Origin of the sequence: Shewanella sp. SP2S2-4 (assembly GCF_031932025.1) — a bacterium.
In the GTDB taxonomy this organism is placed as follows: Bacteria; Pseudomonadota; Gammaproteobacteria; order Enterobacterales; family Shewanellaceae; genus Shewanella; species Shewanella baltica.
Window position 1 is genome coordinate 60,897 of record NZ_JAUOER010000008.1, and the last position, 18,534, is coordinate 79,430.

General features: G+C 47.6%; 14 protein-coding genes. 9 read left to right on the forward strand and 5 right to left on the reverse strand.

Going from position 1 to position 18,534, the window contains the following annotated elements; genetic code table 11:
- Positions 1 to 243 precede the first annotated feature (243 nt).
- Entirely contained in the window at positions 244 to 840 is a 597-nt protein-coding gene (locus tag Q4Q54_RS08435) for a tyrosine-type recombinase/integrase (RefSeq protein ID WP_006083692.1), read from the reverse strand.
- Between the two features lie 451 nt (positions 841 to 1,291).
- On the opposite strand from Q4Q54_RS08435, the gene Q4Q54_RS08440 reads away from it, so the two are divergent.
- The 3 genes from Q4Q54_RS08440 (at position 1,292) to Q4Q54_RS08450 (ending at position 4,884) form a co-directional block, all read left to right on the forward strand.
- Positions 1,292 to 2,431 (forward strand): UDP-2,3-diacylglucosamine diphosphatase, encoded by a 1,140-nt coding sequence (locus tag Q4Q54_RS08440; RefSeq protein WP_311988200.1) that lies wholly within the window; start codon positions 1,292 to 1,294, stop codon positions 2,429 to 2,431.
- Between the two features lie 4 nt (positions 2,432 to 2,435).
- A complete protein-coding gene (locus tag Q4Q54_RS08445; RefSeq protein ID WP_311988201.1) occupies positions 2,436 to 4,328 on the forward strand; it encodes a lysophospholipid acyltransferase family protein in 1,893 nt (630 codons plus the stop codon).
- A 124-nt stretch (positions 4,329 to 4,452) separates the two neighbouring features.
- Positions 4,453 to 4,884, forward strand: coding sequence for a CBS domain-containing protein (locus tag Q4Q54_RS08450; protein WP_006082686.1), 432 nt, complete (start codon positions 4,453 to 4,455; stop codon positions 4,882 to 4,884).
- 62 nt (positions 4,885 to 4,946) lie between these two features.
- Here Q4Q54_RS08450 and Q4Q54_RS08455 read toward each other — a convergent pair whose 3' ends face one another.
- Positions 4,947 to 6,299, reverse strand: a complete 1,353-nt coding sequence (locus Q4Q54_RS08455; RefSeq protein ID WP_012089865.1) for an NCS2 family permease — start codon at positions 6,297 to 6,299, stop codon at positions 4,947 to 4,949.
- Positions 6,300 to 6,825: 526 nt separating this feature from the next.
- Between Q4Q54_RS08455 and torE the strand changes: the two genes are divergently transcribed.
- From torE to torD, 4 genes are all read left to right on the forward strand, one after another.
- Positions 6,826 to 7,002, forward strand: coding sequence for a trimethylamine N-oxide reductase system protein TorE (gene torE / locus Q4Q54_RS08460; protein ID WP_012089866.1), 177 nt, complete (start codon positions 6,826 to 6,828; stop codon positions 7,000 to 7,002).
- 43 nt (positions 7,003 to 7,045) lie between these two features.
- Positions 7,046 to 8,224, forward strand: coding sequence for a pentaheme c-type cytochrome TorC (gene torC / locus Q4Q54_RS08465; RefSeq protein WP_311988202.1), 1,179 nt, complete (start codon positions 7,046 to 7,048; stop codon positions 8,222 to 8,224).
- Positions 8,225 to 8,239: 15 nt separating this feature from the next.
- The gene (gene torA / locus Q4Q54_RS08470) at positions 8,240 to 10,729 is read left to right on the forward strand and encodes a trimethylamine-N-oxide reductase TorA (protein ID WP_311988203.1); all 2,490 of its coding nucleotides are present in this window, start codon (positions 8,240 to 8,242) and stop codon (positions 10,727 to 10,729) included.
- Between the two features lie 90 nt (positions 10,730 to 10,819).
- Positions 10,820 to 11,449, forward strand: coding sequence for a molecular chaperone TorD (torD, locus tag Q4Q54_RS08475; protein WP_311988204.1), 630 nt, complete (start codon positions 10,820 to 10,822; stop codon positions 11,447 to 11,449).
- Between the two features lie 61 nt (positions 11,450 to 11,510).
- Here torD and torS read toward each other — a convergent pair whose 3' ends face one another.
- The gene (torS, locus tag Q4Q54_RS08480) at positions 11,511 to 14,573 is read right to left on the reverse strand and encodes a TMAO reductase system sensor histidine kinase/response regulator TorS (protein WP_311988205.1); all 3,063 of its coding nucleotides are present in this window, start codon (positions 14,571 to 14,573) and stop codon (positions 11,511 to 11,513) included.
- A gap of 61 nt (positions 14,574 to 14,634) precedes the next feature.
- Between torS and torT the strand changes: the two genes are divergently transcribed.
- Positions 14,635 to 15,711, forward strand: coding sequence for a TMAO reductase system periplasmic protein TorT (torT, locus tag Q4Q54_RS08485; RefSeq protein WP_409438285.1), 1,077 nt, complete (start codon positions 14,635 to 14,637; stop codon positions 15,709 to 15,711).
- Here the strand turns inward: torT and torR are convergent.
- A complete protein-coding gene (torR, locus tag Q4Q54_RS08490) occupies positions 15,708 to 16,418 on the reverse strand; it encodes a two-component system response regulator TorR (protein ID WP_106651293.1) in 711 nt (236 codons plus the stop codon). The two genes, torT and torR, sit on opposite strands and share 4 nt — an antisense overlap.
- A 199-nt stretch (positions 16,419 to 16,617) precedes the next feature.
- Between torR and Q4Q54_RS08495 the strand changes: the two genes are divergently transcribed.
- On the forward strand, positions 16,618 to 16,989 hold the full coding sequence (locus Q4Q54_RS08495; protein ID WP_006082695.1) for a PilZ domain-containing protein: 372 nt from the start codon (positions 16,618 to 16,620) through the stop codon (positions 16,987 to 16,989).
- An 81-nt stretch (positions 16,990 to 17,070) separates the two neighbouring features.
- On the opposite strand, the gene radA is transcribed toward Q4Q54_RS08495, so the two are convergent.
- Positions 17,071 to 18,435, reverse strand: coding sequence for a DNA repair protein RadA (gene radA, locus Q4Q54_RS08500; protein ID WP_311988207.1), 1,365 nt, complete (start codon positions 18,433 to 18,435; stop codon positions 17,071 to 17,073).
- Between the last annotated feature and the right edge of the window lie 99 nt (positions 18,436 to 18,534).

Sequence of the window (18,534 nt, forward strand, 5' to 3'; positions counted from 1 at the left end):
TAAAAACTGAAATTTAACATTCATAGTGTTCGACTGAATTCGGCTACGGCTTTATAAACCCAAAAATACATAACATTAAAGATGTTAGCGTGTGAATCAGACGAGGTAAGTCTGATTCACTAACTCATTTCTGGATAAAAATAAACACACCTTAGCAACAAAGTGAAAGCACTTTGTTTAATTTCATTTTCCTTTCAAAACAGTGCAGCTATGATGGTTTAATCATAATCACACTTGATAAATTTATACTTCAATAGCTTCTGAAATCCGCAGTGCATCTTCAATCTCGACACCTAAATAGCGTACGGTGTTATCTAACTTGACATGTCCAAGCAAGATTTGAATCGCCCGAATATCCTTGGTTCGACGATAAATCAATGTCACCTTGGTTCTACGCAACGAGTGCGTGCCATACAATTCACTATTCTGCCCTAATTGACTCGCCCAGTTTTTTACCCTCGAGCGGTAATAGCTATAACTCATCGGCTGATGAATACACCTTGGGCTAGGAAATAGATAATCCTCAGCGGTTAATCCCTTTTCGAGCAACCAAGATGTCAGGCTGTGCTGAGTTTTTGGAGTAATTTCAAACTGAACGTCACGATGGGTTTTACGCTGTGTTAATCGCACTCGCGGATTGATTATGCCAGATGAGGTAATGTCTTGGACCTTCAAGTGTAATAAGTCACAGGCTCGCAATTTTGAATCAATCGCCAGATTAAGTAACGCTAACTCAGCAATATTATGTTCTAACTCCAAACGAGTACGAATGCGCCAAATCTCTTCCAATTTAAAAGGTCGTTTTTGTCCCATTGGATGACCTTTATTCCAAGCGTCCATACAAACCTCCTCAGGTTGTAATGAATAGACACTTGAAGTATAGGAAATAGCGCTCTTAACTGAACAAATATGGATTATAAAATCTCATGCATAAATAAAATTAAAGCGGAGTCTAAAAATGAAGCGCTGAATTGCTTTGGGGCAATAGCTTCTTAGCTAAACGAACAGCAGAAGTGTTAATTAAGATTGGCATTGTTGCAACTGTGACCGTTGGCGGCATGAATGCCGTCGTCGAACCCTCGGGGACGCTTGTTGTTAAATGCAAGGACGGCGTATTACAGGGGAAACAATGACAATTCATGCTGCAAACTAACTGTCGGTTCTAATTGCATCCTGATGTGAATCTTGACAGGTTCAGTCTAGGCTAATCCACCTTTTGTCATCTGCATGTCATCTAAACTTCATCATTCAGTCAAAGCCCCTCACTAAGCTCATATTCGTTAACAGCCTAATGGGTGAATACGAGATGACAGGATTTAATTTCAAGGAATTTGAAACAACAGCGCAGGGACAGATAAATGACCCCAGCCTTTCACCTCCTATCTTTAACCGCTCGACGCAATCACCGACATCAGTACCGACAGCTTCACCAACATCCTCAAATCTTTTCAATTCAGCTTCTTTTACCCCATCCGCATTAACTTCAGATCAGACGGCTTCACCCCTTACCCCAAGCATCACAGTTCACGCCCTCTGGCTATCGGATATCCATTTAGGCTGTAAAGATTGCAAGGCCGACTACCTGCTAAGTTTGCTTGAAACCGTGCGTTGTCAGCACTTGTATCTGGTCGGTGACATAGTCGATTTATGGGCGCTGAAACGTAAGCTGCATTGGCCCGATAGCCACAATAAGGTGCTACAAAAATTCATTGAACTGGCACAAAACGGCACCCAAGTGATTTATCTGCCGGGCAACCACGACGAGCTGATCAAACCCTATGCCGAACTAAGCCTGTGGAATATCAAAATTGCCCGCCAACATATTCACCACGGGATTGGCGGCCATAAATTGTTGATGCTCCACGGGGATCAGTTTGATGCCGATGTGTGTGTCGGTCGCTTCTACGCCATATTGGGCGACCATTTATATGACTTATTGCTGTTCCTTAATCGCAATCTCCACAGTCTGCGGGAACGTTTAGGTTATCCCTATTGGTCACTGGCAAGTTACATCAAATCCAAAGTGGGTAAGGCTCAAGCCGCTATCGGACATTATCGCCAAGCGGTGCTCAACTATGCCCAGCATTTCGATGTTGACGGCGTGATCTGCGGCCATATCCATCAGCCAGAACTCTCAACTCACCCCAGAGCAGCACAATACTGCACGCCCCAAAGTACGCCTGAGCAGCGGCAGATCATCTACGCCAACGACGGTGACTGGGTCGAAAACTGTAGCTTAATCACAGAAACCCTTAACGGTGAATTACAGCTGTGTCGCTGGAATGAACAAACGCTCAATCTCGATATTCTCAGCAGCATAGCGTTAGTGCAACAGCCGCCTGAGGCGCACAAAAACAAACAACAAAAAACGGCAGCGCAGCAAATGCCAAACACAAATACCGGCGAAACTCGCCCAAGGGATGTTGCCTAACACTATGAATCAAATAAATAACATGAATCATCAATCAGATAACGCTATGGAACACAATGACCAGACGCTAAACAGCAACCTTAACCATAATAACCATGCTGTGCAGCCACCAGCGCTTAAGGCGAAGAGCATGATTTTTACCGTTGATAATATGGTTGAACAAAATCTGCCTTCTATCAACGACAAACCTTGGCTCGCTAAACCCGCCAAGGCCATGCTGCGTTACCTGCTCAATGAAAAACAATGCAACGATATCGCCAATCAATATGCCTATTTACAGGGCGTGGACTTTGTCGAGCAAGTGCTGGCGAGTTTCGACTTTAGCTTTACCGTACCCGCCAATGAGATAGCAAATATTCCCTGTGAAGGCCGAGTGGTGATCTTCGCCAACCATCCCATAGGTTCACTCGATGGCTTAGCGCTGATCAAACTCATCAGCGAAATTCGCCCTGATATCAAAGTCGTCGCCAACGAACTCTTGATGGCGCTGGAACCGCTGCACTCAATCTTACTGCCAGTGCGCAATATGACGGGCGGCACACCGAAACAGCATTTAGAAAAAATCCACCAGCACCTGCGTAACGAAGGCGCTGTGCTGATTTTCCCGTCGGGCGAAGTTTCGCGCCTTCGCCCTAACGGCGTGCGAGATACTCAGTGGCACTCTGGCTTTTTAAAAATGGCGATTTCCTGCAATGCGCCCTTACTACCGATATTTTTAGATGCCAAAAACTCTGCGACCTTCTACGGCGCATCCATGATTTACAAGCCACTTGCCACACTGCTGTTGGTGAAGGAAATGTTCAAACAGGCCAAACGCAATATGCCGATCCGCATTGGCGAGCTTATTCCCAATGAAGCCGTGCGCTCGATGGACTTTCCGCTCAAGACCAAGATAAAACTGCTTAAAAATCACTTGTATCGTATCGGCAAAGATAAAGATCCGCTGTTTATTACCCAAAGTGCTATCGCCCACCCTGAATCGCGCCGCGAACTGCAAGCGGCGCTACAGCAATGCGAACTGCTCGGGGAAACGCAAGATAACAAGTTGATTTATCTATACCAGCACCACGACAGCAATCCCATCATGCGGGAAATTGGTCGCCTGAGGGAAATCGCCTTTCGCGCCGTGGGTGAGGGGTCGGGCAAACGCCGCGATATCGACAAATACGACTCCTACTACCAGCACTTAGTGCTGTGGGATAAGGAGCAGTTTGAAATTGTCGGTGCCTACCGTTTTGCCAGTGGCGACAAAGTCTTAGAAAAATACGGTGATAACGCCCTCTACAGCCAATCGCTGTTTCAATACGCCGACAGCTTTATGCCCTTCGTGAAGCAAGGTTTAGAGCTTGGCCGCAGTTTTGTACAGCCTAAATATTGGGGCAAACGCAGCTTAGATTATCTGTGGTTTGGCATAGGCGCTTATCTCGCCAAACACCCTGAATACCGTTACCTATTTGGCCCAGTGTCTATCAGCAATCAACTGCCCGGCAGTGCCAGAGAAATGCTTGTACACTTTTACTCGCGGGAATTTGCGCCTGCGCAGCAGATGGCGGTTTCCATGTCGCCCTTTGGTTTATCAAAATCCCAAAAAGCCAAGTTAGATGATTTGTATTTCTCCGAGGATTATCAGAGTAATTTCAAACAACTCAAACAAGTGCTCGCGAGTATGGGCGCTGCAGTGCCTACCCTCTACAAGCAATATGGTGAGCTGTGTAAGGCTGATGGGGTTAAGTTTCTCGCCTTTGGTATCGACGCTGACTTTGGCGATTGTATCGATGGCTTAGTGCTGGTGGACACCCACAAACTAAAAGGCAAAAAGTATCAACGCTACATAGGCGCGCACTTGCCCGAATCGGAGCGGTTGCCAATCACAGCGGATGATGAACCAGAGGCCTAAGATCTTTGCGTTAAAACTTTGTAATGGGTGTTGGCTAAACTTGCACCACTCTGTTATAAGTAACTGTAATGCAGCGCATTAACAGAGCGCATCCTAGGATGCGCAAACTTATCAGGGGATCATCATGCCGATCATTATCGCCGATATTATGAGTACCCGAGTCGTCACGGTTGAAATGGACGACAGATTAACTGTGGCGAAGGAAATCTTCGACCAAGCGAGCTTTCATCACTTGTTGGTCGTCGATGAGTACCAACTTGAAGGCGTGTTATCGGAGCGGGATCTGCTGCGTGCCATTAGCCCGAATTTGGGCAGTAGCGCCGAAACCGCAAGAGATTTAGAAACCCTGCAAAAACGTGTGCATCAAGTGATGACCCGTAATCCGGTTACCGTTGCGCCCCACATCAATTTAGACACGGCAACCCGTATTTTGTTAGACAACGATATAGGCTGCTTGCCGGTGTTAGAAGACGGTAAATTGGTTGGGATTGTCACTTGGAAAGACTTACTGCGGGCCTATTGTGAATACCGGGCACAAAATCAAAGCGAGTGCTAATCCTAAGACTGCACTCGCTTCTGTTTACAATAACTCAGTTAAAATCACTCAGTTTGCCTAACTTAAATCGCCCAACCACCCATATAGAACACCACTAAACCTAAGGTAATGGCGAGCACGCCTACTTTCAGTTTGCGCCATTCGCCGCTACAGATACGGCCGACAACCAGAGTCACGAAGCCCAGCATAATACCAGTGACGATATTACAACTTAAGATGATAAACACAGCGCAGGTTAAGCCTGCCATGGCATCGACTTTATCGTCAAAGTCGAGCTTTGCCACGTTACTCAGCATCAACAAACCCACGTACATTAAAGCAGGTGCTGTCGCATAAGCTGGCACTAAGTAGCTTAATGGCGCTAAAAACATCATCAATAAAAACAGTACGCCCACGATAGTCGCAGTTAAACCTGTCTTACCGCCCGCCGCAGTACCCGCCGCCGACTCGATATACACAGCCGCTGGTGCGCCGCCCACTAAACCCGCCACCATGCTGCTGACTGAGTCTGAGGTTAAGGCTCTGCCGCCGCCGACAATATTGTCGTCTTTATCGAGCAAATTCGCTTGGCCCGCCACAGCACGGATGGTGCCGGTCGCATCGAAAATCGCCGTCATCACTAACGCTAATACGATAGGCAATACCACAGGATTAAAGGCGCCCATGATATCGAGCTGACCAATCAGTGAATGCTCTGAGGTTAAATCAGGCAAGGCAAACAAACCTTGGTATTTCACGCTCGGATCGAACACTAAACCAAATACCGATAACGCGATAATCACCAACAGAATACCGCCAGGTACACCACGGCGCTCTAAACCGATAGTTGCCGCTAAACCTAGAATAGTCGCGATAACAGGTAAGCTGTTAATGTCGCCCAACTTCACCGGCAAGCCTGCGCTATTGGCCACAATCAATTGCACGCTGTTAGTCGCAATCAAAAGTAAAAACAAGCCGATACCTATGCCTGTACCGTGGGCTATGCCCTTAGGTAAATTAGCCAGTACCCACTGACGAACACCGGTCACGCTCACAAGTGTAAACGTCACGCCCATTAGGAAAATCGCGCCTAAGGTAACCGGAATCGACATGCCCTGACCTAGCACTAAGCTAAAGGCGGTAAAGGCGGTGAGCGAAATCGCGCAGCCAATCGCCATAGGTAAGTTTGCCCATAAACCCATGAGCAAAGAACCAAATGATGCAATTAAACAGGTGGCGATAAACACAGCGCCGGGATCAAATCCCGCTTGGCCTAACATGTTAGGCACCACAATCACTGAGTAGACCATAGCGAGGAAAGTTGTTAATCCCGCAATCACTTCTTGGCGAACTGTGCTGCCACGTTGTTGAATAGAAAAATAACGGTCCAGAAACGAACCAGAGGGTACGGCTGTTGAACTCAATTGCTCAGACATAATGTTGTTATACCTTGTGATCTCTTAAAATGGGGTCGGTACCAATTACCCTAAAACGCAATTGGCGACGCTGGCTGCGGCAGATTAGAGCCCCAAATCCATCAGACTTGGGTGAGAGATCCACATCATTTTCCTACTGTGGGAAAAATCCATGATCTGCAAGCAGTGATGCTTCGCGATGATTAACAAGCCATTAATCATGTAGACGCAGCCGTTGTTGGCCGCGGATGATACTGGAATCTCCCAAAGATAGCTAAGACATCCCCTACACTTCGATAAAAAATTAGCGACAAAAGCCGAAATCAGTTGTTCAAAAAACCATCCAAAGCGATGACATCACGGCCTATTGAACTCACATTAATCACCGCCGAATTGTGCCAGAGCAGGGCTTAACTTACGCCCACAATAAAGTTTTCATAATCTTTCATATATTGTCAAACCCCATTCATCACAGCGAGCAAGTCCATTCACATCTCCCCTTTATAGTGCTCATATCAAAAATCGCTTTCGTTCGGAGTCGAGCCCAATGACAAAGCCACACCAACAAACACCCACATCGGATAAATCCACGCGCAAAAATGAGTTAAAAGCACTCGGGTTCATCATCTTTTTACTCTTCCCCGCGCTCACTATCGCAGGGATCAGTATTTACGGCTTCATCATTTGGATGATCCAAGCCTTCGGCGGCGTTGTCGGCCACTAATTTATATCTATTTACCATATAGTTACTTTTTGAGGACGCGATTATGAAGTGGTTAACCAACCTCTGGCGCACACTGAACAAACCCACTAAAGCGCTGACCTTAGGCGCCGTCAGTATCAGCGCTTTTATCATGGGTATCATCTTCTGGGGCGGATTTAACACTGCACTCGAAGCCACTAATACCGAAGCTTTTTGTATTAGCTGCCACAGTATGGAGAGCAAGCCTTACCAAGAGCTGCAGGAAACTGTGCATTGGTCGAATCATTCTGGCGTGCGCGCCACCTGTCCCGATTGCCACGTGCCCCATAACTGGAGCCGTAAAATCGCCCGTAAGATGGAAGCCTCCCACGATGTCTGGGGTTGGCTATTTAACACAGTCAACACCCCAGAAAAATTCGAAGCCAAACGCTTAGAAATGGCAAGTCGCGAATGGAAACGTTTCGATCGCGATAATTCACTGGCCTGTAAAAACTGTCACAACTACAACTCGATGAAATGGGAAAGCATGTCCCCGCTGGCACAAAAACAGATGAAACGCGCCGCAGAAATCGACCAAAGCTGTATCGATTGCCACAAAGGTATTGCCCATCACTTACCGGAAATGGGCACGGCCCGCGCACCAGAACTGATTGCAGAAGTCGGATCAGGTGTTAGCTCAGTTGAAACGAATCAAACTTACTATAGCGCCCTGACTAAACCCTTATTCTTCACTGATAAAGGCGATGTGGAAGCTGGCACGCTCAACGTAGCAACGAAAGTCAAAGTGCTCGAAACCCAAGGCAAACGCATCAAGATCGGCATCGATGGCTGGCGTAAAAAGATTGGTGCTGGCCGCGTGATCTACATGGACTTTGGCGTGAACATTCTGTCGGCACAGTTAACCAAAGACGCAGCCGAAACCGAAGGTGTTATCCAAACCTTTGAAGAAAAAGAAGATCCTATGACAGGCCTTAAATGGCAGCGTATCGAAGCGCAAATCTGGACCGATAAGGATTATCTGCTGACCGAGCTGCAACCACTTTGGGGTTATGCCCGCGATACCTTCCGCTCCAGCTGCAGTGTTTGCCATACCCAACCCGATGAGGCGCACTTTGACGCCAATACTTGGCCGGGAATGTTCCAAGGAATGTTGGCCTTCGTGAATATGGACCAAGACACCCAAGCGCTAGTGCAGAAATATCTGCAGGAACATTCGTCAACTTTTGTGAAAAAAGAGCACTAATTCGGGAGTAATACCATGAACAGAAGAGACTTTTTAAAGGGTATCGCCTCATCCTCTTTCCTTGTCTTAGGTGGCAGCTCAGTGTTAGCGCCCTTAAATGCCTTAGCCAAAGCGGGCATCAATGAAGACGAATGGCTAACCACAGGTTCACACTTCGGCGCCTTTAAAATGAAGCGCAAAAACGGCGTCATTGCCGAAGTGAAACCCTTCGACTTAGATAAGTATCCAACGGATATGATTAACGGCATCCGCGGCATGGTCTACAATCCATCGCGTGTACGTTACCCTATGGTGCGCTTAGATTTTTTACTCAAAGGTCATAAGAGTAATACCCATCAACGGGGTGATTTCCGCTTTGTTCGTGTAACGTGGGACAAGGCATTAACACTGTTTAAGCATTCATTAGATGAAGTCCAAACCCAATACGGTCCATCAGGTCTGCATGCGGGTCAAACCGGTTGGCGCGCCACGGGTCAACTGCATTCCAGCACTAGCCATATGCAACGTGCTGTGGGGATGCACGGCAACTATGTGAAGAAAATCGGCGACTACTCCACAGGTGCAGGCCAAACGATTCTGCCCTATGTGTTAGGTTCAACCGAAGTGTATGCCCAAGGCACTTCATGGCCGCTGATCTTAGAACACAGCGACACTATCGTGCTGTGGTCGAACGATCCGTACAAGAACCTGCAAGTGGGTTGGAATGCGGAAACCCATGAATCTTTTGCTTATCTTGCGCAGTTAAAAGAGAAAGTGAAGCAAGGCAAGATCCGCGTTATCAGTATCGACCCTGTGGTGACTAAGACCCAAGCCTATTTGGGCTGTGAGCAACTCTACGTTAACCCACAGACAGACGTGACTTTAATGCTGGCCATCGCCCACGAGATGATCAGCCAAAAACTTTACGACGATAAATTTATCCAAGGCTACAGTTTAGGTTTTGAAGAGTTTGTGCCCTATGTGATGGGTACTAAAGATGGCGTCGCCAAAACCCCAGAATGGGCCGCGCCTATCTGTGGCGTTGAAGCCCATGTTATTCGCGACTTAGCCAAAACCTTAGTCAAGGGTCGCACTCAATTCATGATGGGTTGGTGTATCCAGCGCCAACAACACGGTGAACAACCCTATTGGATGGCGGCGGTGCTGGCGACCATGATAGGCCAAATCGGGCTTCCCGGTGGTGGCATCAGCTATGGTCACCACTACTCGAGTATCGGCGTGCCTTCATCGGGTGCCGCGGCGCCAGGTGCTTTTCCCCGCAACTTGGACGAAAATCAAAAGCCGCTATTTGATAGCTCAGACTTCAAGGGCGCGAGCAGCACGATTCCCGTTGCCCGCTGGATTGATGCAATTCTCGAACCCGGCAAAACCATTGATGCTAACGGCTCGAAAGTGGTTTATCCCGATATTAAGATGATGATTTTCTCGGGTAATAATCCTTGGAACCATCACCAAGACAGAAACCGCATGAAGCAAGCCTTCCATAAGCTTGAGTGTGTGGTCACTGTCGATGTGAACTGGACGGCAACTTGCCGCTTCTCCGACATAGTGCTGCCCGCTTGTACTACCTATGAGCGCAACGATATTGACGTGTACGGCGCCTATGCTAACCGCGGTATTTTAGCCATGCAGAAAATGGTTGAGCCACTGTTTGATAGCTTGTCGGATTTTGAAATTTTCACTCGCTTTGCCGCTCTGCTCGGTAAAGAGAAGGAATACACCCGTAACATGGGCGAAATGGCGTGGTTAGAAACCCTCTATAACGAATGTAAAGCCGCCAACGCGGGCAAGTTTGAGATGCCTGACTTTGCGACTTTCTGGAAACAAGGTTATGTGCATTTTGGTGACGGTGAAGTCTGGACGCGCCATGCAGACTTTAGAAACGATCCTGAAATCAATCCACTAGGCACGCCTTCAGGTTTGATTGAAATCTTTAGCCGTAAGATTGATCAATTCGGTTACGATGACTGTAAAGGTCACCCAACTTGGATGGAGAAAACCGAGCGTAGCCATGGCGGCCCTGGCTCTGACAAGCATCCGATTTGGTTGCAGTCATGCCACCCAGACAAGCGCTTACACTCACAAATGTGTGAGTCGCGAGAATACCGCGAGACCTACGCAGTCAATGGCCGTGAGCCTGTGTATATCAGCCCTGTCGACGCAAAAGCGCGCGGCATCAAAGATGGCGATATAGTGCGAGTCTTTAACGACCGTGGCCAACTGTTGGCGGGTGCTGTGGTATCGGACAACTTCCCTACTGGTATTGTGCGGATTCACGAAGGCGCATGGTATGGGCCAGTAGGTAAAGATGGTAGCACTGAAGGTGGGGCTGAAGTCGGCGCCCTGTGCAGTTATGGCGATCCTAACACCCTCACTTTAGACATAGGCACATCTAAACTTGCCCAAGCTTGCTCAGCCTATACTTGCTTAGTCGAGTTTGAGAAATACCAAGGCAAAGTGCCTAAGGTCAGCTCCTTCGATGGCCCTATCGAAGTCGGAATCTAACCTTAGAACCGAAACACTGGATGCGCCGAACGCGGCGCGTCTCTGCATCCAATCTTAGCGCCAAAACTAGGGCGTGTTGAGGAATATACAATGAGTCAAGTCGATATCAACCACGCCAGAGCCTTGGTTTATCAGCTGTTATCATCACTGTTCGCCCGCGAAGTTGACGAGCAAAGACTTAAAGAACTCACCAGCGAAGCGGCGCAGCAATTCTGGGAACAGCTTAGCCTAGAGGCTAATTTCACTCAGTCAGTGGACAAAATTCGCAGCACGCTCAATGGGATAAAAGATGATGAGGCATTACTCGAACTCGCGGCGAATTACTGCGGCTTATTTCTCGTTGGCACTAAACATAGCGCTTCACCCTACGCTAGCCTGTATTTAAGTGGTGAGGATGAACCTCTGCTATTTGGTCAGCAACATCAGCAGATGAGTGAATTTTTACACCAGAGTAAACTGCAAGTGCAGAGTTATTTCCCTGAGCCCGCCGACCATTTGGCCGTAATGCTCGCCTATATGGCGCACTTATGTTGTCACAGTGAAGACAGTGTCCAATTAAGCTTTTTGCAAACCTGCATCGACTCTTGGTTAGCAAAATTTATTAACCAACTCACTCAATGCGACAAAAACGGTTTTTATAGTGCCGTTGCCATACTCGCCTTAGCGTGGGTGAAGCAAGATATCGCACAGCTTGAACCCGCTGAGGCGGTGATTAGCTAAACGTTCTAGAGCTACTTATCTTTAGATTAATGCTATCCAATGGGTTTATGAGCAGGCAAGTTCAGTCGTTTTGTGCAGCTAACCATTGGCTCAAGGCGGCAATCGATGCCTGCCTGCAAGACTCAAGGCGTTGAAATTCACTAAGCTCCAACGCGTTATTTGCACTGGCTTTTAGCGCCAGCTCTAACTCCTTACATAATTTAGCTAACGCTATCAGCCCCATACTGGCACTGCTGCCCTTAAGCCCGTGCAGCAATTTGGCTACATCTTCCTTGGGATTAGCTAGAGACAGTTTGGCAAGCTGCTCACGACTCGAATCACTAAAAAGATCGAGCATAGACATCATAGCTTCGCTGCCGAGTACGTCCTTATCCTGCGCTAACTGCTTGAGATCTAATAACGGCTCATCATCGACATCCGCTATTGTCGTTGTAATCTTAGCTTCCGTTGTGACTTGAGGCGGCGCAGACAACAGGTCATTCACGGTCGATGATGAAATGGATGCCGACAAGGGAGAAACCGCAACGCCAAGCCATTCTGTAAGGGTTTGTAGACTTAGAGGCTTAGCCAATACAGCATCAAATCCTACCTCGCGGTAATGCTGTAAATCCTCGCTCTGCATTTGGGCGGTAAAGGCGGCAAACTTCACATTAGGGTTGGCGATCAACATTTTTAACTGCGGCAATAAATCAATTCCAGAGCCATCACTGAGCTGAATATCCAGCATCACAGCATCGAAAACCAAACCGCTAGACTCAACAAATTCAAGCGCCTGTTGGCAACTGACAGCAAGCACTGACTTGTGACCTAAGTGCGCTAAAAATCCCTGCGCCACCATAGCATTCACTTTATTGTCTTCTACCACCATCACTTGGCGAGCTGGCACTAACACCCTCTCTTTTACCGCTTGGGTATTGGTCATATCGCATTCATTAAAGGCGAGTTCAAAACCAAACTCACTGCCTTTTCCTGGCTGACTTTTAACCCAAATCCCGCGGCCGCTAGCATCCATTAACTCAACCAATTGCTTACAAATAGCGAGCCCTAAACCCGTGCCGCGACTGCGACCTTGATTAGGTAAAGCACTGTAGGGCACAAAAAGTTTATCAAGTGCCGCAGGCACAATACCAACGCCCGTGTCCTGCACGACGAAGGACAATTGGGTGCCTTGCAGACTAACAGTTAGCGTCACGCAGCCCTCTTGCGTAAATTTAATGCCATTGCCGATTAGGTTGAACAATACTTGGCGCAACTTAGGCCCATCGATATTGATGCAGTTTGGTAGCTTAGGCTTATTAATTTTGAGGCTGAGCCCAGCCAAATTAGCACCCGCAACCATGATTGCCTGCACTTCATCGAGCAAGGTATTGATATCGGTTGGCCTTGGCTCGTGGCTGAGTTTCCCTTGTTCAAGACGCGAAAAATCCAAAATGTCGTTCAACACGGTTTGTAATAAAGTGCCGCTATATTGCGATAGCGCTAACATTTGCTGCTGCGCTGGCGGTAGATCACTGTGACCGAGCAAAGTTAATGTACCGAGTAAACCGTTGAGAGGCGTACGAATTTCGTGGCTCATGGTCGCAAGGAATTGGGATTTTGCCTGACTCGCCTCTTCAGCTATTTGCCTTGCTTTAGCATGGCCCTTGGCTTCGGCATCGAGGCGATTATTGGTATCGGCCAGCTCCTGCGTACGGGCAGCAACCGTTTGCTCCAACGCCTTTTTATGCTCGGTCAACTCATCTGCCACCTGACGTAAATCAGCCTGTAATTTAAGATTATGGGCAGTTTTACGCTTGAAGGCTTCGATAGCATTTGCCATCGCAGTCAGTTCATCATCCCCGTGGGCCTCTAAACTCACGTCCGTGTCACCTAAACTCAAGCGGGACATGACTTCGGTCGCCTGATTTAACCTAAGGGCGATACCGCGATAAATCACTCGATAGATCACAAAGCCAATCACCACAAACATCAAGGCACCTGTGCCCCAAAGCCCAAGCCTAGCAAGGGACAATTGGTGTAGATAATCACTACGTGCTAATTCAGCCTGTTGTTGCTGTTGATTTAGAGCTCTATCCACCAGCGTATTGAGTCCATAGAGTTTTTCGGCTAATTCTTGCTGCTGACGCTGTTGCTGCTGCAGTGTTTGACTTAATTCCCGCTGCAATTTAATGATTTGCGGTGTGTGCGCCAACACTGCTAATTCGGTTTTTAACGCCTGCAAACGCCCCGGATCGCGAATAATCTCGGGCACATTATCGAGCGCCATCAAATCGATATTGATGTCACTCGAAGCAGGCGCTGAATCCGTCTTATGGGCGAGCGCCCTCTCCATTGCTGTCGCTATTTCAGGCTCAGGAAGGGTAAAACTCGGGGAAGGATTCGAGTTTGCAAACGTCGCCAGTAACTTCGGCACACTTAATTGCAATTCTGACTGCAATTCGGAGGATTCAAATAACTGACTTAACAAGGCAATTTGATGAACTAACTTAAGGGCACGATTGAGCTGCTCTTGAATATCAAGTTCGCCCTCAATCACATCGTCGAGCAATCGGCCGCTGCGCTTCGCCCCTGCCATATCTGGATAGGCCTGACTCAACTTAGCCAAGATGGCAGAATTCACCACGGCGAGCTCAGATTGAAGTAATTCGGAGGCATGTCCTGCTGCAATGGACAATTCATGGGCCTTCAGCTGCAGTTCATCGCCCATGGTCAAACGCCGACCCACACTTTTGCCAAGTGAAGTTAATTGGCTGATGATTTGTTCGGCCAGCTGGTTCAGATTTTGGCCTTCGTCGACATCCAATATGGTTAAGGTTTTGATGCCATTAAACATATTGACACTTTCAAGGCTCAGTTTACGACCAATAAACTCCCGTTGTCGTTCATCTTCTACCCGCCCTAACTGCTGCACACCATCAGACAAGGCATTAGAAGCTTGCACTAGCTGCCTTGCCGCTTGGGATGCGGGGAGCGACTCTTCGTACAAGTAACTGTCGGCCTGTTTTAACCAATGCAGACTTAAGCTGCCTAAGCTAACAAGCAGCATCAACAATACGCCTAACACACTGAAGGCGAGCATTAATCGACCGGTTAAACTGGTTCGCGATAAAGATAAAGGAGCCACACATCTTCCTTAAACTGTTACAATGCCACCCAAGATTATGCTTAGCGGATAATACGGGATGATGCGAAAATATTGGCAACGATGGCTCACACTCGCCACATTTGGCCTCGTGTTTTCAGGCTATGCGACAAGTGAACCCCTCACTTGGCCATTAGAGCAGCGCACGCCATTCAATGTCAAAATCCAGCAATCCCAAACATTAAACTACTTACCACTGACAAAAGCTCAAAAGCCTTGGCGGATCTGCGCCCTAGTGCCACACCTTAAAGATGCCTACTGGATTGGCATTGATTATGGACTGATCCAACATGCCAAAGCCCTTGGCGTCTCACTCGATCTCTTCGAAGCAGGCAGTTATTACCATAAAGATAAACAACTGGCCCAGCTCCAAAGCTGTATGCAAGGCGACTATGATGCCATCTTACTGGGCTCAGTCAGCCCAGATTTACTTGCCCAATTTACCGCGCCACTGACTAAACCCGTGCTAGCCCTAGTCAATAAACTTAATAGCGACCAAGTCAAAACTCATATTGGCGTCAACTGGTATCAAATGGGGCTACTGGCGGGTAACTTCATCAAAGCCGATGCAACATCACAACATCCGCAACAAACGGCAAATTTGGCACTCTTAGCCGGACCGGAAAACCTAGGTGGCACTGATTTAGTTGAGCAAGGTATACGTCAGGCGCTTGAAGGGAGCCAAGTCAAGATTAGTGCCATTCAGCACGCCGATAATAATCGCAATTTGTATCGTGACCAGTTGCAGATGCTGCTTAAAGCTCAGCAGCCAGATTATATTCTCGGCAGCGCAGTGGCGATTGAGGCCGCCATTAGTTCTTTGAAACAAAAGAGATTAAGTAACAGAGTCAAGCTAGTAAGCAGTTACTTGTCCCCCGCCATTGTGCGTGGGCTCAAACGGGAAAAAGTCATCTACAGTAATGATGATCTAGTCGTATTACAGGGAAAACTCGCCATTGATGCTACAGTGAAACAACTCGAAGGCGCTCAGCCATTTGGCGATATAGGCCCTGCGATCATCAAGCGAACATCATCCTCTAACACTTTGTCTCAATTAGATTTCAGCCTAGCGGAGGCCGACTTTTACCCTCTGTACCAAGTGCGACCTCACTCGCATTAATCGTCCACTTTAGCGGCAAATAAATAACCTTCCCCATGAACAGTGACAAACAATTCAGTGTCGAGTTTATTGCGAAGACGGCGAATGATCACATCTATGGTTCTGTCATTGACATCCAGATTACGGTGACTGGTTTGCTGCATTAAACGCTCACGGGATAAGACTTGCTGCGGATGCAGAGCAAATGCGACCAGTAACTCAAATTCCGCTTTGGTGAGTTTGATCAACACATCGCCATGGCGTAATTTACGGCTGTTGAGTTCGAGTTGATAACCTTCGAAACTTAACACATCGTCCGGTTGGGATAATTCTTCGGCGACCGCCAGCTCGGCTTGCTTCACAAGGGAAATCCGCCATAGAAGGTTTTTAACCCTAACCAGCAACTCCCTCAGCTCGAAAGGTTTAGTCACATAATCATCGGCGCCCATTTCGAGACCAACGATTTTGTCGATAGATTCATCCCGCCCTGAGACCAGAATGATGCCCACATGGGAGCGGCTGCGTAGCTCACGGGTCAAGCTCAAACCATCGACACCGGGCAAATTGATATCTAGCATGATCAAATCGATATGTTGGCGATTAAACTCGTACCACATTTGCTCACCATCGGCCGCCTCAACGACGCGATAACCTTCCTTTTCAAAATATCCCTTTAATCGCGCACGGATAACCGCTTCATCGTCGACAACCAGCACACTGTAAGCCATTTTCAATTTCTCTTATTTTACTTAAGTGAATTATTCATACTTTTTCATATTTGCATATGAGTGAAAGGTTAAATATGCGATCTCGGTAGCTTTATTGAACAAAAAATTGCTCTGCTTTTACAGTCACATCAATATGACATATGCTTAGGGACACTGATGGGACTACACTTAGCAGACTATGAAAGAAAAAGGATTGGGTATGGACGAAAGGCGCAAGTTTTCGCGGATTCTATTTGCCACGAATGCACATCTACAACAAGGTGTCGCACAGTGGGAGACAACCATTCTCGATTTGAGTCTAAATGGTGCCCTGGTCGAAGAGCCGCAAAATTTTATTCACTCGGGTGATGCTATTACCCTCAGCTTTATCTTGCCCGAATCTGACATCGAGATCCGTATGGAAACTGAGTTGGTCCATCAAAAAAATGCCCAATTAGGCTTGAAGTGTAACTTTATCGACGTCGACAGTATCAGCCACCTAAAACGTATGGTGGAGCTTAACTTAGGCGATGCTTCCTTGCTGAATCGCGAACTTATGTTGTTTATCGAAAAACACAATATCACAGATTAAAACACTCGCTCATAAACACAAACAGCGCCTAATGGCGCTGTTTTGCTTGCTGACATTAATCTCACTCGCGAGCATTTGATGTTAAATCGCTTCTAGCGCTTCGGATAACTTAGACACACCCACGACCTCCATTCCCGCAGGAGGCTTTTTCGGCACATTGGCCTTTGGCACTATGGCGCGCTTAAAACCATGTTTAGCGGCTTCAACTAATCGCTCTTGGCCATTGGGCACAGGCCGAATTTCGCCAGATAGCCCCACTTCACCAAAGGCGACTAAATCGCTGGGCAAAATATCCCCGCGAAAACTCGATACCATAGCCAAGAGTAACGTTAAGTCGGCACTGGTTTCTGTCACTTTCACGCCGCCCACCACGTTCACAAATACATCCTGATCCGACATCTGTAAACCACCGTGGCGGTGCATCACGGCAAGCAACATAGCTAAACGGTTGGCATCCATACCCACAGCTACGCGCCGGGGGTTAGACATGGCTGAGTTATCCACCAGCACTTGCAGTTCCACCAGTAGCGGCCGCGTGCCTTCCCAAACCACCATAACAAGCGAGCCAGAAGATTCCTCTTCACCACGGGAAAGGAAAATTGCCGAAGGATTGGCGACTTCTTTTAAGCCGCGCTCTGTCATGGCAAATACGCCTAACTCATTGATGGCGCCAAACCGGTTTTTGTGGGAACGCAAGGTGCGGTAGCGGCTATCGCTATCGCCTTCGAACATCACAGAGCAGTCAATACAATGCTCCAATACCTTAGGCCCTGCCAGACTACCATCTTTAGTCACATGGCCGACCATGATCACGGCAATACCATTTTCCTTCGCAAAACGCGTTAAGTAAGAGGCGGATTCACGTACTTGCGACACACTGCCTGGGCTCGATGCCACATCGCTCATGTGCATCACTTGAATCGAATCAACCACTATGACCTTTGGTAATTCTTTGAGGGCCACTTCGCAAATTTGTTCAACGCTGGTTTCAGACAACATCCGCAGTTGATTAGTTGGTAAACCAAGACGATGGGCGCGCATCGCCACTTGCTGCAAGGATTCTTCACCTGTGACATAGAGTGCAGGCATTTGCTCGGCCAGATGACACAAGGTTTGCAATAAAAGCGTACTCTTACCCGCGCCTGGATGACCGCCAATCAAAATGGCAGAACCTGGCACGATTCCGCCACCGAGCACTCGGTCTAACTCCCCGAAATGACTCAATATTCGCGGCAGAGCATTGAGATCGATTTGATCTAATGTCTTCACTTCATTGCTGCTCGCACCAGCGTAACCGACAAACTTAGTGCTGCGCCCAGGAGAAGCCGCACCGAGCCTGACCTCAGTAATCGTATTCCATTCCTGACAAGCACTACATTGACCTTGCCAACGGGGAAAGTCTTGTCCACACTCATTACATACGTACGCTGTTTTATTCTTTGCCATAACTTATTAAAATCTGTATAAAATCAATTTAAGTAACGATGAATACTGCCGACATAAGACTAACACAGCACGGCATAAAATCAGCATTAGAAAAGAACC